This is a genomic window from Pseudoxanthomonas sp. LjRoot125 (assembly GCF_964252705.1).
Classification (GTDB): domain Bacteria; phylum Pseudomonadota; class Gammaproteobacteria; order Xanthomonadales; family Xanthomonadaceae; genus Pseudoxanthomonas_A.
The window spans coordinates 1,194,581-1,208,345 of record NZ_CAXUOY020000001.1; the positions used below are offsets into that span (position 1 = coordinate 1,194,581).

Genomic DNA, 13,765 nt, shown 5'->3' on the forward strand with positions numbered 1-13,765 from the left:
ATAACTAAATAAACGAGGACAAGGACATGGCACATTTCGAACTGGTTGAAAAGATGGCCCCGAATGCAGTGATCAAGGTCGTGGGCGTGGGCGGCGGCGGCGGCAACGCCGTGGCGCACATGGTCAACGGCAGCGTGGATGGCGTGGAGTTCATCACCGCCAACACCGATTCGCAGGCGATCAAGAACTGCGGCGCCAAGCTGCAGCTGCAGCTCGGCAGCAACGTCACCAAGGGCCTGGGTGCGGGCGCGAATCCGGAAGTCGGCCGCCAGGCCGCGCTGGAAGACCGCGAGCGCATCATCGACGCGCTGGACGGCGCCGACATGGTGTTCATCACCGCCGGCATGGGTGGCGGCACCGGCACCGGCGCCGCGCCGGTCGTGGCGCAGCTGGCCAAGGAGATGGGCATCCTGACCGTCGCCGTGGTCACCAAGCCGTTCCCGTTCGAAGGCCGCCGCCGCATGCAGGTCGCGCTGAAGGGCATCGAGGAACTGAGCCACCACTGCGATTCGCTGATCACCATTCCTAACGAAAAGCTGATCACCGTGCTGGGCCGCAACGCGACGATGATCCAGGCCTTCCGCGCCGCCAATGACGTGCTGCTCGGTGCGGTGCAGGGCATCGCCGACCTGATCGTCCGTCCCGGCCTGATCAACGTCGACTTCGCCGACGTGCGCACCGTGATGAGCGAGATGGGCCTGGCCATGATGGGCACCGGCAGCGCCCGCGGCGACGACCGCGCGCAGGCCGCCGCCGAGGCCGCGATCCAGAACCCGCTGCTGGACGACGTCAACCTCAACGGTGCCAACGGCATCCTGGTCAACATCACCGCCGGCCCGGACTTCACGATGGCCGAGTTCGACGAAGTGGGCCGCACCATCGAAGGCTTCGCTTCGGAAGACGCGACCGTGGTGGTCGGCACCGTGCTCGACCCGGACATGCAGGACGAAGTGCGCGTCACCGTGGTCGCCACGGGCCTGAACCGCAACGCCGCCCGCCAGCCGGTCGGCCGTGGCAGCGACCTGCGCGAGCCGATGCGCGCGCCGATCAAGCTGGTCCGCGACGCCACCACCGGCATGCCGATCGACGACGGCTTCTCGATGGATCCGATCAGCGCCGCCACCAGCGGCCTGGGCCTGCGTCGCGGCGCCTCCTCGGCCGCACCGTCGGCCCCGGCTTCCGCGCCGGTCGCGGCCGACCTGCCGTCGGATTACCTGGACATCCCGGCGTTCCTGCGCCGCCAGGCCGACTGACGAAACACCCTCCCCGCGAGGGGAGGGGCGGTACCCGCACGACAACGCCATGTCCCTTCGCTGCCGGGCCCACCGGCCCGGCAGCCCTTTCCGGAGCGCCTTAACAGCGTGTTGTTTCAGGCGTGGGACAGAGCGGTTCTTTCGTTAAGATTCAGCGAATTGCGTGATATTCTCGCTGCCCCGCCAAGGTTCCCCCACCTGCGACCCCACTCGATGGCCCAGCAACGCACCCTCAAGAACGTGATCCGCGCGACGGGCGTGGGGCTGCACAGCGGCGAGAAGGTCTACATGACGCTGCGTCCGGCGCCGGTCGACACCGGCATCGTGTTCCGGCGCATCGACCTGGAGCCGGTGGTGGAAATCCCGGCCAGCGCCGAGCTGGTCACCGAGACCACGCTGTGCACCGGCCTGACCTGCGAGGGCGCCAAGGTGCAGACCGTCGAGCACCTGATGTCGGCCATGGCCGGCCTGGGTGTCGACAATGCCTACGTTGAGCTGTCCTCGGCCGAGCTGCCGATCATGGACGGTTCGGCGGGCCCGTTCGTGTTCCTGATCCAGTCCGCCGGCATCGCCGAGCAGGACGCCCCGAAGCGCTTCATCCGCATCACCCGCCCGGTCGAAGTGGTCGAAGGCGACAAGGTGGCGCGTTTCGAGCCCTATGACGGCTTCAAGCTGGGTTTCACGGTGAAGTTCGATCACCCGATGATCCCGGCTTCGCAGTCGCGCGCCGAGGTGGACTTCTCCACGGGCGCCTACATCAAGGAAGTCGCGCGCGCCCGCACGTTCGGCTTCATGCGCGACCTGGAATACATGCGTGAGCGCAACCTGGGCCTGGGCGGTTCGATGGACAACGCCATCGTGCTGGACGAGTTCCGCGTGCTCAACGAGGACGGCCTGCGCTACACGGACGAATTCGTCCGCCACAAGATCCTGGACGCCATCGGCGACCTGTACCTCGCCGGTCGCCCCATCCTGGGCGCCTACGAGGGCTTCAAATCCGGCCACGCACTCAATAACAAGCTGGTGCGCGCGCTGCTGGCCGAGACCTCGGCCTGGGAAGAAGTGACCTTCGAGAACGGCATCGCGCCGTCGCCGGTCACCTATGCGACGCCTGCCCTGGCGGTCTGAGACGCCCGTCCGCTCCGGACGGTGATCCCGCTGTCGCCCGGTTTCCTACCGCGATCACGCGGTGGTGTGCGAATGGTTACGCCTTGGCGAAACTGTGAACTGGGTCAGATTTCAGGTCCGGAAATAACATTTTCCTAACCTTTGGCTAACGACCCGATAGGCGGTGGCCGGTACCATGCCCCGTCCTTCGTGATGGCCGGGTCAAATTTTCCGCCTGCCACGATGGCTCCCCTTCTGGGGGGGTGTACCGGCGGAGTCCGGTGCGGACAGGAGGTCGAGGGCCGCTTGCAGTCCTCTACGGGAAGCCTCCGACACGGGTACGACCGGGCCCTGCGCAGGCTTCACCTGCGGCGCGAGGCTCGTCTTGGCGGTGACTTCGGTGACCGCCAGTCCGATGGATTGGGCCACGTTGATCAGCTCGGGTGCGGCCAGGCGAAGCCTGGCATGCCAGACGGGGGAGTCGACGATAAAAACGAGCCGTTTGCCCGCCACGTTCGCCAACCGGCAATGCGGCGCCAGGGCAGGCGGAAGGCAGGGGCGAAGCTGCTGTTCCAAGGCGTCGAGCCACATGGCGCGACGCACCGGGTCGGTGGCGGCATCCGTCAGGGCAGCCTGCAATGCAGGTTGCGCGATGCCGGCGCGGCGCGGCTTGGACTTCGAATCAGACATCGGTATCTATGAGCTTTAAGACCATCGTAAACAATACCCGCACCTGGTGGGCCCATGCGTCCGCCCATGGTGCATACCGGATCCGCCTCGCCTTCCATGCGCGCCCGCTCGCGAGCGCCGCGGTGCTCGTCGCCGCCGGCCTGCTCGTCGGCGTGGGTGGCCGCAGCGCGATCGGCATGGGCCAGGTGTCGCTGCTGCAGTCGCAGGCTGGCCAGCGCGATGCGGAACTGGAGCAGGTGCGCCGCGGCGCCCAGCAGGAAATCAACGCCATGGCCGCGCGCCTGGGCGAGCTGCAGGCACAGGCCAACCGCCTGAATGCCCTTGGCGAGCGGCTGACCCGCGTGGGCCAGCTGCAGGACGGCGAGTTCGACTTCAATGAGCCGGTGGGCGTCGGTGGTAACGACGTTTCCTACGACATGAAGCCGGCGGACCTGAAGGAGGGCGTTGACAACCTCGAGCGGCAGTTCGCCGCTTCCGGTCGCCAGCTCTCCGTGCTCGAAGCCCTGCTGTTCAACCGCGAGCTGGACAAGAACGCGACCCCGGGCCGCATGCCGATCGCCAACAGCTACATCACCTCCGGCTTCGGTGGCCGCGCCGACCCGTTCGGCGGCGGTGGACAGAACCACAAGGGCATCGACTTCAAGGCACGCGTCGGCGATCCGGTGCTGTCGGTGGCCGACGGCGTGGTGAGCTTCGCCGGCGTGAAGGGCGGCTATGGCAACGTGATCGACGTCGACCACGGCAACGGCTACGTCACCCGCTACGCGCACAACTCGCGTCTCAGCGTGCGGGCCGGCGATCTGGTCCGCGTGGGCCAGGAAGTGGCCAAGGCGGGCTCCACCGGCCGTTCGACCGGTGCGCACGTGCATTTCGAGGTGTGGGAGAACGGGCGCGTGGTCAATCCGCGCAAGTTCCTGGGCGAAGGCCCGACGCCGGTCGGGCAGGTCAAGCGCGGCTGAGGCCGCCTGCGGAACCAAACGGGGAACCGGCGGTCCTATCGCCGGTCTTGATTCCCCCGGCGGCGCCCCAAGCTACAATACGGTGTTGCCAGACAGGGCGCCTTGCGCCCTGTTTCATTTTGGGCCTGCCGCCAGCGCGGCGCCCCGGCGTCCTTTTCCCATCCGGTTCCCTACATGATCAACAACCTGCTTACCCGTGTCTTCGGCAGTCGCAACGAGCGACTGCTCAAGCAGCTGCAACGCATCGTCGACAAGATCAATGCCCTGGAGCCGGAGCTGCGCAAGCTCACCGACGAGCAGCTGAAGGCGAAGACACCGGAGTTCCAGGAGCGCATCCGCAACGGCGAGGCGCTGGACAAGATCCTCCCCGAGGCCTTCGCGGTCTGCCGCGAGGCCAGCCAGCGCGTGCTGGGCATGCGCCATTACGACGTGCAGCTGATCGGCGGCATGGTGCTGCACCTGGGCAAGATCGCCGAGATGCGCACCGGTGAAGGCAAGACGCTGGTCGCCACGCTGCCGACCTACCTCAATGCGCTGGAAGGCAAGGGCGTGCACGTCGTCACCGTGAACGACTATCTGGCGCGCCGCGACTCCGCGTGGATGGGCCGCCTGTACAACTGGCTCGGCCTCAGCGTGGGCGTGGTCTACCCGGGCATGCCGCACGGCGACAAGCAGGGCGCGTATGCCTCCGACATCACCTACGGCACCAACAACGAATTCGGTTTCGATTACCTGCGCGACAACATGGCGATGTCCAAGGACGATCGCTTCCAGCGCGGGCTGCACTACGCCATCGTCGACGAAGTGGACTCGATCCTGATCGACGAGGCGCGCACGCCGTTGATCATTTCCGGGCCGGCCGACGAGTCGCCCGAGTTGTACATCCGCGTCAATCGCATCGTCCCCCAGCTGATCAAGCAAGAGAACGAAGAAGCGGAAGGCGACTATTGGGTCGACGAAAAGGGCAAACAGGTCCACCTGTCCGAGGCGGGCATGGAGCACGCCGAGGAACTGCTGCTCGCGGCCGGCATCATCAGCGAGGAAGAGCCGCTGTATGGCGCCAACAACCTGTCCGTCGTGCACCACCTCAATGCCGCGTTGCGCGCGCACGCCATCTACCAGCGCGATGTCGACTACATCGTGCGTGATGGCGAGGTGGTCATCGTCGATGAATTCACCGGCCGTACGCTGACCGGCCGCCGCTGGTCGGATGGCCTGCACCAGGCGGTCGAGGCCAAGGAAGGCGTGCCGGTCCAGCGCGAAAACCAGACGCTGGCCAGCGTGACGTTCCAGAATCTGTTCCGCATGTACAAGAAGCTGTCCGGCATGACCGGCACGGCCGACACGGAAGCGTTCGAGTTCCAGAGCATCTACGGCCTGGAAGTGATCGTCATCCCGACCAACCGCCCGACCGTGCGCAAGGATTCGCCCGACCAGGTGTTCCTCAACCGCCAGGGCAAGTTCAAGGCAGTGCTGGCCGACATCCAGGAGTGCTACCAGCGCGGCCAGCCGGTGCTCGTCGGCACGACCTCGATCGAGACGTCGGAAATGCTGTCCGACTTCCTCAATAAGGCCGGCGTGCCGCACGAGGTGCTCAACGCCAAGCAGCACGAGCGCGAAGCGCACATCGTCGCGCAGGCAGGCCGTCCGGGCGCGATCACCATCGCCACCAACATGGCCGGCCGCGGTACCGACATCGTGCTGGGCGGTTCGCTGGAAGCCGAGTACGAAGCGCTGGGCGAAGAGGCCGACGATGCCGCACGCGCGGCGGTGAAAGCCGAATGGCAGAAGCGCCATGATGAAGTGAAGGCCGCCGGCGGCCTGCACATCGTGGGCACCGAGCGCCACGAATCCCGCCGCATCGACAACCAGCTGCGTGGCCGTTCGGGCCGCCAGGGCGATCCGGGTTCGTCCCGCTTCTACCTGTCGCTGGAAGACAACCTGATGCGCATCTTCGCCTCGGACTGGGTCCAGAAGGCGATGAAGCTGATCGGCATGAAGGAAGACGACGTCATCGAGGACAAGCTGGTCAGCCGGCAGATCGAGAAGGCGCAGCGCAAGGTGGAAGCGCACAACTTCGACATCCGCAAGAACCTGCTCGACTTCGACGACGTCAACAACGACCAGCGCAAGGTGATCTACGCCCAGCGCGATGAGTTGCTCGAAGCCGAGACGGTGCAGGAGAACATCGACGGCATCCGCGGCGACGTGGTGGCCGAGCTGGTGGGTCGCTTCGTTCCGCCGAACTCGGTGGACGACCAGTGGGACCTGCAGGGCCTGGAGCGCGAGCTCGGCGAGGAAATGGGCGTGCTGTTGCCCGTGAGCCGCTGGCGCGAAGAGGCCGAGGAACTGGACGCGGAGGCCATCGAGCGCCGCGTGCAGGAAGGCATGGACGCGCACTTCGCCGAGAAGGCGCAGGTGGTCGGCGACGAAACCATGCGCGCGCTCGAGAAGCACATCATGCTGACCGTGCTCGACAAGAACTGGAAGGAGCACCTCGCGCGCATGGATTACCTGCGCCAGGGCATCCACCTGCGCGGCTACGCGCAGAAGCAGCCGAAGCAGGAGTACAAGAAGGAAGCCTTCGAACTGTTCTCCGGCATGCTGGAGCGGGTGAAGAGCGAAGTCGTGACCCTGCTGTCGCGCGTGCGCATCCGCAGCGAAGAGGAAGTCGCCGCACTGGAGGCGCAGGAGCGCGCGATGGCCGAGGCGCAGGCGCGGCAGATGCAGTTCCAGCACCAGGAAGCGGGTGGCTACGGCGCCGACGAGGAAGCGGAGCAGGCGCAACAGGCCGCGGCCATGCAAGGCGGCTATGTGCAGTCCGGACCGATGCCGGCGCATCGCGACGCACCCAAGGTCGGCCGCAACGACCCGTGCCCGTGCGGCAGCGGCAAGAAGTACAAGCACTGCCACGGCCAGTTGGCCTGAGGTCCCCACCCGGGACCGCCTGGAAAAGCCGCGCACTGCGCGGCTTTTTCTTTTTCAGCACGGGGATATTTGCGTCTACCGGCCGGTTCCCGGCAAAGTTCCACCATGCTGACCCCGTTGCGCTCGATCCACGTCATGGCCGCCGTCATCACCGACGCCCGCGGCCGGATCCTGCTGGCCCGACGCACCGAGGGGCGGGACCTGGCAGGGCGTTGGGAGTTTCCCGGTGGCAAGCGCGAGCCCGGCGAGAGCCCCGAAGACGCGCTGGTGCGCGAGCTGCGCGAAGAACTGGGCATCGAGGCGCAGGTCGGCGAGCACGTCATCAGCGTGCCGCAGCAGTACCCGGACAAACGCCTCAAGCTCGAAGTCCGCCACCTCACCGGCTGGAAGGGCACGCCGCGAGGACATGAAGGGCAGGCGCTGGCCTGGGTCGTCCCCGACAAGCTGATGCGCTACGCCATGCCGCCCGCCGACCGACCGGTCGTGGCCGCGCTGCTGCATCCGGACCGGTATCTGGTCACCCCCGAACCCACGGACACGGACCTCTGGCTGGCGGCCCTCGAGCGCGCCTTGGCGCAGGGCATTCGCCGCGTGCACGTCCGCGCGCGCAATCTGTCTGGCGATGCGTGGGAGCAGCTCGCCCGCAAAGCGGTCGCCTGCTGCCTGGCTGCTGGGGCGGAGGTGCTGCTCAATGGCGATATCGAGCTGGCGCGCACGCTGGGCGTGGGCGTCCACCTGCGGGCCTCGCAGCTCGCCGAACTCGTTTTCCGGCCGCTGCCGGAAGACGTCCTGGTCGCAGCATCCTGCCACACGGCTGCGGACCTGCGCCAAGCCGAAGCGCTCGCGTGCGACTTCGCGGTCGTTGGCAGCGTGTTCCCCACGGCGACGCACCCCGGTGGTGACCCCCTGGGGTGGGCCGGCTTCGCCGGTCTGCGCGAGAACGTCTCGCTCCCCATCTACGCCATCGGCGGCCTGCAGCCCGCGGACATCACCCAGGCACGCCAGCATGGCGCACAAGGCATCGCCGCGATCCGGGGGCTGTGGCCTGCCGCGTAAGCGCTGAAGTGTCAGGCGGTCGTCGCGGCGGCCAGCGCGAGATAGCGCGCATGCAGTGCGTCCGCCGCGCGAGCGAGATGCTCGAGATCGCCATCGTTGACCACGATATCGTCAGCAATGGCGAGCCGCTCCGCACGCGTGGCCTGCGCCGCCATCATCTTGTCGGCCAGCGCGGCATCGATGCCATCGCGTTGCATCAGGCGCACGCGCTGTACTTCCACCGGCGCATCCACGACCAAGATCCGGTGGAGCCACGGATACGCCGAGCGCCCACCGCCCTCGGCGAGCAGCGGCACCATGGCGATTGCGTAAGGGCTGCTGGCGGCGACACAGATCGCCTGCAGCCGAGCGCGGATGGCGGGGTGGAGGATGGCTTCCAGCGCGCGTCGCGCGGCTTCGTCGTTGAACACGCGCACCCGTAAAGCCGCGCGATCCAGCCGTCCGTCCGCCTGCAGCACGCCGTCGCCGAAATGCGCCGCCACGGCCGCCAGGGCGGGCTCACCCGGCTTCACCACGGCACGTGCCAGCAGGTCGGCGTCGGCCACGGTAATGCCATGGGCGGCGAAAGCCTTTTCGAGTGCGCTCTTGCCCGACGCGATGCCGCCCGTCAGGCCGATGAAATAGTGGCTCATGCGCCGATTATGGAGCGGACGGACCGGGTCTGCCCGAGGCGCGCGCGGTCTACTTCAGGCCGGCGAAACGCAGGTAGGCGTCGATGATCTGCGGGCCCCAGAAGAACGCGATCCAGCCTGCGATGGCCAGGTAGGGGCCGAACGGAATGGGCGTGGCGCGATCGCGGCCCTTCAGGCCCAGCCACACCGAGCCGATCACGGCGCCGACCACCGAAGAGAGCAGGATGGTCGGCAAGATGCCGTTGAGCCCCACCCATGCGCCGATGGCCGCCAGCAGCTTGAAATCGCCCCGGCCCATGCCTTCCTTGCCGGTCACCTGCTTGAACAACCACCAGACCAGCCACAGCGATACATAGCCCGCGATAGCGCCCAGCAGCGCCGGCTTGGCCGGCATGTAGAGGTTATCCAGGCTGCCGATCAAACCGAGCCACATCAGTGGCAGGGTCAGCTGGTCGGGCAGCAGCCGCGTACGCAGGTCGATGCCGCTCAGGGCCACCAGGTAGCAGCTGAACAACGCGGCGCCGAACCCCTGCCAGCCGAACCCGAATCGCCATACCGACGCCACGGCCAGCAAGGCGGTCAGCAGTTCGACCAGCGGGTATTGCGGCGAGATGGGTGCCTTGCAGTGACGGCACTTGCCGCGCAAGGCCAGCCAGCTGAACAGTGGGATGTTCTCGTACCAGGACAGCGGTGTCTTGCAGTGCGGGCAGTGCGAGCGCTCGACCACGATCCCCGGCGGGGGCGGATCGTAGATCTCGGGCTCTTCGAGCACCTCGCGGGCGTCGCGCTTCCACTCCCACTCCAGCCGCCGTGGCAGCCGCAGGATGACGACGTTGAGGAAACTGCCCACCAGCAGGCCGAGGCCTGCCACCACCGGGTACCCCAGTTCGGGGTGCTGATCCAGGAATGCCATTGGGCGATTCTAAATCGCTGCGGCCAGTTTGAAGATGGGCAGGTACATGCCGACCACCATGGCGCCGACGACGCCACCGATGAAGATCATGATCATCGGCTCGATCAGGCTCGACAACGCGTCCACGGCGTTGTTGACTTCCTGTTCGTAGTACTCGGCCACCTTGAACAGCATGGCGTCCAAGGCACCAGCCTCTTCGCCGATGGCGGTCATCTGAATGACCATGTGCGGGAACAGGTTGACCTGCTTCATCGACATGTTCAGTGGGTAGCCCACCGCGACGTCGTCGCGGACACGGAAAATAGCCTTCTCGTAAACTGTATTACCAGTGGCACCAGCAACAGTATCGAGTGCCTCTACAAGGGGTACGCCCGCCTTAAAGGTCACCGCCAGAGTCCTCGCGAAACGTGCGATGGACGAGTTGTGCATGATTTGGCCGATCACCGGAATCTTGAGGGCGACACGGTCCAGAAAGTGCTGCAAGGCCAGCGAACGCTTCTTGAAAAACAGAAAACCGAAAACGACGCCAAAAAGTGTGCCAAACACTGCCCACCAGTACGACACCATAAATCGCGATGCCGCTACGATCATTTGGGTGAACGCGGGCAGATCGGCGCCAAACTGCTTGAAAACACCTTCGAATTGCGGGACTACGAAGATCAGCAGGATCGCACTTACCAGGATGGCCACGGCGATGACCACAGCCGGATAAAACAGTGCTTTCTTGATCTTGCCCTTCAGGGTTTCGATGTTTTCCTTGTAGCTGGCGATGGTGTCCAGCACCGTCTCCAGTACGCCCGCGCTTTCACCCGCGCGGACCAGATTCCGGTACAGCTCATCGAACTGCACGGGGTGCTTGCTGATGGCCTCGGACAACGAGGAGCCGCTCTCGATGTCAAATCGGACATCTTCGACCAACTTCTTCATGCGAACGTTCTTCTGTCCGCCCTCAATGATCTCCAGCGAGGTCACGATCGGCACGCCGGACTTCATCATCGTCGCGAGTTGGCGACTGAAGAAGGCGATTTCCTTGGGAGTGATGGTCTTTCCGGCAGCGCCGAACAGAGGCTTGGGCTTGCTCTTCACCACCGTGGGCGTGATGCCCTGCTTGCGTAGTTCCGCTCGCAGGAAGTTGGCGTTCTTGGACGACTGCTCGCCCTTCATCTTGACGCCGCGCTTGTCGGTGCCCTCCCAGACGAACAGGCTCAGCGGGTTCTCGCGAACGGGCGCGGGCGCTTTCTTGACGGCGGAACGAGTGACGGCCATTAGGTTTTCCCCTGTCCGGCTTTCCCCACCCGGACTGTCTTCGCCCATGGTAGCCGGTTATGGCCCCGAGGGAAGCACCCCCCGTGTGACGGGGGGCAGGGTTTGCGCAGCGCCCGCTAGTCCTTCGTTACGCGGTTGATCTCGGCCAGGCTGGTGACGCCGTTTCGTACCTTCATCAGGGCCGACTGGCGCAGGTCGCGGATGCCGGCCTGCTGGGCAACGGCGGCGATCTGGATCGCGTTGCCGCCCTCCAGCACGATGGCCTGGATTTCCTCGGACATGGGCATGACCTGGTAAATGCCGGTACGACCCTTGTAGCCTTCGGTGCATTCGTCGCAACCGACGGCACCATACAGCGTGAAGCCAGCCTGGATTTCGGCCTCGCTGAAGCCTTCCGCCAGCAGGGCCTTGTGCGGCAACTCCACCGGCTTCTTGCATTTGGAGCATAGGCGGCGAGCGAGGCGCTGGGCGATGACCAGGGTCACCGAGCTGGTGATGTTGTACGGCGCGATGCCCATGTTCATCAGGCGGGCGATGGTCTGGGGCGCGTCGTTGGTGTGCAGGGTCGAGAGCACCATGTGGCCGGTCTGTGCGGCCTTGATCGCGATCTCTGCGGTCTCCAGGTCGCGGATTTCGCCGACCATGATGATGTCCGGATCCTGGCGGAGGAAGCTGCGCAGGGCGGCGGCGAAGGTCATGCCGCGCTTGGTGTTCTGCTGCACCTGGTTGACACCCGGCAGGCGGATTTCGACCGGATCCTCGACGGTGGAGATGTTGCGCATGTCGTCGTTGAGGATGCCCAGCGCGGTGTACAGCGACACGGTCTTGCCCGAGCCGGTGGGGCCGGTGACCAGTACCATGCCGTAGGGCTTCTGGATGGCCTCCTCGAACAGCTTCTGCTGGTCGGGCTCGTAGCCCAGCTTGTCGATGCCCAGTTTGGCGGCGCTGCCATCGAGGATGCGCAAGACGATCTTTTCGCCGAACAGCGTAGGCAGCGTGCTGACACGGAAGTCGATCTGCTTGGTCTTGGATAGGTTCAGCTTGATGCGGCCGTCCTGCGGTACGCGCTTCTCGGCGATATCCAGTTGCGACATGACCTTCAGGCGTGCGGCGATGCGCTGGCTCAATTTCACCGGGGCCTTGGCGACCTGCTTGAGGATGCCGTCGATGCGCAGGCGCACCCGGTAGTCGGTTTCGTAAGGTTCGAAATGGATGTCCGAGGCGCCGCGCTTGATCGCGTCCACCAGCACCTTATTGACGAACTTGACCACCGGCGTGTCGTCGCCCTTGGCATCGACGCCCGACTCGTTGGCCGCGCCCAGGTCGTCATCGGTCCCGACCTCCAGATTGTCCAGTCCCTCGTCGTCGTCACCCCCGAACGTGCTGGACAGATTGCTGGCTGCGTTGAGCCATTGGTCCAACGTGCGGCGCAACTGGTCCTCGTCGACGAGAACGGCTTCCACGGCCAGGTTGGTATGGAACTGTATCTCGGTCAGCGCCGCGGTCTGGGTCGGGTTGCTGGTGCCGACGAACAGCTTGGCGCCACGCTTGAAGAGCGGCAGCACCTGATGTTTCTGGATCAGTTCCTCGCTGACCAGTTTGATCGCGCTGTGCGAGGGATCGAACGTGGTGACATCCAGCAGCGGCATGCCGAACTCGATCGCGTTGGCCGCCGCCAGGTGAGCTGGGGCCACCAAGCGCTTCTCGGCCATCCATTGGGCCAAAGGAACCTTGGCTTCGGTGGCGTTCGCCATGGCGCTGCGGGCTGCAGCTTCATCAAGGGCGCCGTCCTGGACCAGGCGGCGGGCGATGCCGGTGATGCCGACCAGATTGGCGGCGGGCGAGGAGACAGCGTTCATGGTGGATTCCGTGCAGCAGGGGGTACGGCCCAAGGACGCAGCAAGAAACGGGCCACGACCAACTTTACTGCAACGCCCGGGACCTGGGCGAGGGGCGCCGCGGCCGTGGAGCGTGCGTGGGTCACAAGCTGACGCAGGACGGCACCAACGGCGCACGCGCCGGGGACGGGCGGTATACCGGATGCAGTAAGCTGGATGGGGGAAACGAGCTTGGGGCAACGATGAAGGTCAGTGTAGTTCTGCCGGCGAAGAACGAGGAGGGCGGGCTGCCCCGCACGCTCGAAGGCTTGAAGTCCCTCATGCCGGATGCCGAGATCATCGTGGTGGACGATGGATCCAGCGACGATACTCCGATGATCGCCGAGGCCAAGGGCGCCCGAGTACTCCGCTCTCCTTACTCGATGGGCAACGGTGCGGCGATCAAGCGCGGAGCCCGCGCAGCCAGTGGTGATGTGATCGTGTTCATGGATGCGGATGGCCAGCATGATGCTGCCTGCATTCCCGGCTTGCTGCAGAAGCTGGATGAGGGATACGACATGGTGGTGGGTGCGCGCGATTGGGACGGACAAGCCGGCGTAAGCCGTGGCTTGGCCAACACCTTCTACAATTGGCTGGCTACGCGGATGACCGGTTTCGCGGTGAAAGACCTGACCTCGGGCTTTCGGGCGGTGCGCGCGGAGAAATTCAAGGAATTCATTCATCTGCTGCCCAACGGGTTCTCGTATCCCACCACCAGCACCATGGCGTTTTTTCGCAGCGCCTATCCGGTGGCGTACGTTCCCATTCCGGTGGCCAGACGCATTGGTCGCAGTCATATCCGGCCGTTGCGGGACGGTATTCGCTTCCTGCTGATCATTTTCAAGATCGCCACGCTCTACTCGCCACTCAAGCTGTTCGCTCCCGCGGCCGCGACGTTCTTCCTGATAGGTCTTGGCTACTACGCTTGGACTTTCATCACGCAGGGCCGATTCACCAACATGAGCGTCCTGCTTTTCAGTGCGGCGGTCATCATTTTTCTGATTGGGCTGATATCTGAGCAGATTACCGCCCTCACATATCGCCGCGATCCATGACTGCCACCCATCATGCGCTGCGAAGGTGG

The 13,765-nt window shown here is 65.3% G+C and carries 11 protein-coding genes; 6 read left to right on the forward strand and 5 right to left on the reverse strand.

The window, feature by feature from the left end; genetic code table 11:
* Nucleotides 1–26 precede the first annotated feature (26 nt).
* Both ftsZ and lpxC read left to right on the forward strand, forming a co-directional pair.
* The gene (ftsZ, locus tag ACSION_RS05425; protein WP_093490188.1) at nt 27–1,253 is read left to right on the forward strand and encodes a cell division protein FtsZ; all 1,227 of its coding nucleotides are present in this window, start codon (nt 27–29) and stop codon (nt 1,251–1,253) included.
* Nucleotides 1,254–1,466: 213 nt separating this feature from the next.
* Nucleotides 1,467–2,381, forward strand: coding sequence for a UDP-3-O-acyl-N-acetylglucosamine deacetylase (gene lpxC / locus ACSION_RS05430; protein WP_093490189.1), 915 nt, complete (start codon nt 1,467–1,469; stop codon nt 2,379–2,381).
* Nucleotides 2,382–2,582: 201 nt separating this feature from the next.
* Here the strand turns inward: lpxC and ACSION_RS05435 are convergent, their stop codons facing one another.
* The gene (locus ACSION_RS05435; protein WP_093490190.1) at nt 2,583–3,050 is read right to left on the reverse strand and encodes a DUF721 domain-containing protein; all 468 of its coding nucleotides are present in this window, start codon (nt 3,048–3,050) and stop codon (nt 2,583–2,585) included.
* Between the two features lie 8 nt (nt 3,051–3,058).
* Here ACSION_RS05435 and ACSION_RS05440 point away from each other — a divergent pair, with 8 nt between their 5' ends.
* The 3 genes from ACSION_RS05440 (at nt 3,059) to ACSION_RS05450 (ending at nt 7,993) form a co-directional block, all read left to right on the forward strand.
* Nucleotides 3,059–4,009, forward strand: coding sequence for a M23 family metallopeptidase (locus tag ACSION_RS05440; RefSeq protein WP_093490191.1), 951 nt, complete (start codon nt 3,059–3,061; stop codon nt 4,007–4,009).
* Between the two features lie 174 nt (nt 4,010–4,183).
* Nucleotides 4,184–6,937, forward strand: a complete 2,754-nt coding sequence (gene secA / locus ACSION_RS05445) for a preprotein translocase subunit SecA (protein ID WP_435305180.1) — start codon at nt 4,184–4,186, stop codon at nt 6,935–6,937.
* A gap of 105 nt (nt 6,938–7,042) precedes the next feature.
* Nucleotides 7,043–7,993 (forward strand): Nudix family hydrolase, encoded by a 951-nt coding sequence (locus ACSION_RS05450; RefSeq protein ID WP_435305181.1) that lies wholly within the window; start codon nt 7,043–7,045, stop codon nt 7,991–7,993.
* A gap of 11 nt (nt 7,994–8,004) precedes the next feature.
* Here the strand turns inward: ACSION_RS05450 and coaE are convergent, their stop codons facing one another.
* From coaE to pilB, 4 genes are all read right to left on the reverse strand, one after another.
* The gene (gene coaE, locus ACSION_RS05455) at nt 8,005–8,625 is read right to left on the reverse strand and encodes a dephospho-CoA kinase (protein ID WP_435305182.1); all 621 of its coding nucleotides are present in this window, start codon (nt 8,623–8,625) and stop codon (nt 8,005–8,007) included.
* Between the two features lie 49 nt (nt 8,626–8,674).
* The gene (locus ACSION_RS05460; RefSeq protein ID WP_435305183.1) at nt 8,675–9,538 is read right to left on the reverse strand and encodes a prepilin peptidase; all 864 of its coding nucleotides are present in this window, start codon (nt 9,536–9,538) and stop codon (nt 8,675–8,677) included.
* Between the two features lie 9 nt (nt 9,539–9,547).
* Nucleotides 9,548–10,804: a type II secretion system F family protein gene (locus ACSION_RS05465; RefSeq protein ID WP_435305184.1), complete on the reverse strand. Its 1,257-nt coding sequence runs from the start codon at nt 10,802–10,804 to the stop codon at nt 9,548–9,550.
* 116 nt (nt 10,805–10,920) lie between these two features.
* Complete coding sequence (gene pilB, locus ACSION_RS05470) at nt 10,921–12,663, reverse strand: type IV-A pilus assembly ATPase PilB (RefSeq protein WP_435305185.1); 1,743 nt, start codon at nt 12,661–12,663, stop codon at nt 10,921–10,923.
* Nucleotides 12,664–12,884: 221 nt separating this feature from the next.
* On the opposite strand from pilB, the gene ACSION_RS05475 reads away from it, so the two are divergent.
* Nucleotides 12,885–13,736 (forward strand): glycosyltransferase family 2 protein, encoded by an 852-nt coding sequence (locus tag ACSION_RS05475; RefSeq protein WP_435306659.1) that lies wholly within the window; start codon nt 12,885–12,887, stop codon nt 13,734–13,736.
* Nucleotides 13,737–13,765: the final 29 nt, after the last annotated feature.

Excerpts from the sequence above, each read along its gene's own strand:
- ftsZ (WP_093490188.1), top strand. The coding sequence starts at position 27 with ATGGCACATTTCGAACTGGTTGAAAAGATGGCCCCGAATGCAGTGATC.
- lpxC (WP_093490189.1), top strand. The coding sequence starts at position 1,467 with ATGGCCCAGCAACGCACCCTCAAGAACGTGATCCGCGCGACGGGCGTG.
- ACSION_RS05435 (WP_093490190.1), bottom strand. The coding sequence starts at position 3,050 with ATGTCTGATTCGAAGTCCAAGCCGCGCCGCGCCGGCATCGCGCAACCT.
- ACSION_RS05440 (WP_093490191.1), top strand. The coding sequence starts at position 3,059 with ATGAGCTTTAAGACCATCGTAAACAATACCCGCACCTGGTGGGCCCAT.
- secA (WP_435305180.1), top strand. The coding sequence starts at position 4,184 with ATGATCAACAACCTGCTTACCCGTGTCTTCGGCAGTCGCAACGAGCGA.
- ACSION_RS05450 (WP_435305181.1), top strand. The coding sequence starts at position 7,043 with ATGCTGACCCCGTTGCGCTCGATCCACGTCATGGCCGCCGTCATCACC.
- coaE (WP_435305182.1), bottom strand. The coding sequence starts at position 8,625 with ATGAGCCACTATTTCATCGGCCTGACGGGCGGCATCGCGTCGGGCAAG.
- ACSION_RS05460 (WP_435305183.1), bottom strand. The coding sequence starts at position 9,538 with ATGGCATTCCTGGATCAGCACCCCGAACTGGGGTACCCGGTGGTGGCA.
- ACSION_RS05465 (WP_435305184.1), bottom strand. The coding sequence starts at position 10,804 with ATGGCCGTCACTCGTTCCGCCGTCAAGAAAGCGCCCGCGCCCGTTCGC.
- pilB (WP_435305185.1), bottom strand. The coding sequence starts at position 12,663 with ATGAACGCTGTCTCCTCGCCCGCCGCCAATCTGGTCGGCATCACCGGC.
- ACSION_RS05475 (WP_435306659.1), top strand. The coding sequence starts at position 12,885 with ATGAAGGTCAGTGTAGTTCTGCCGGCGAAGAACGAGGAGGGCGGGCTG.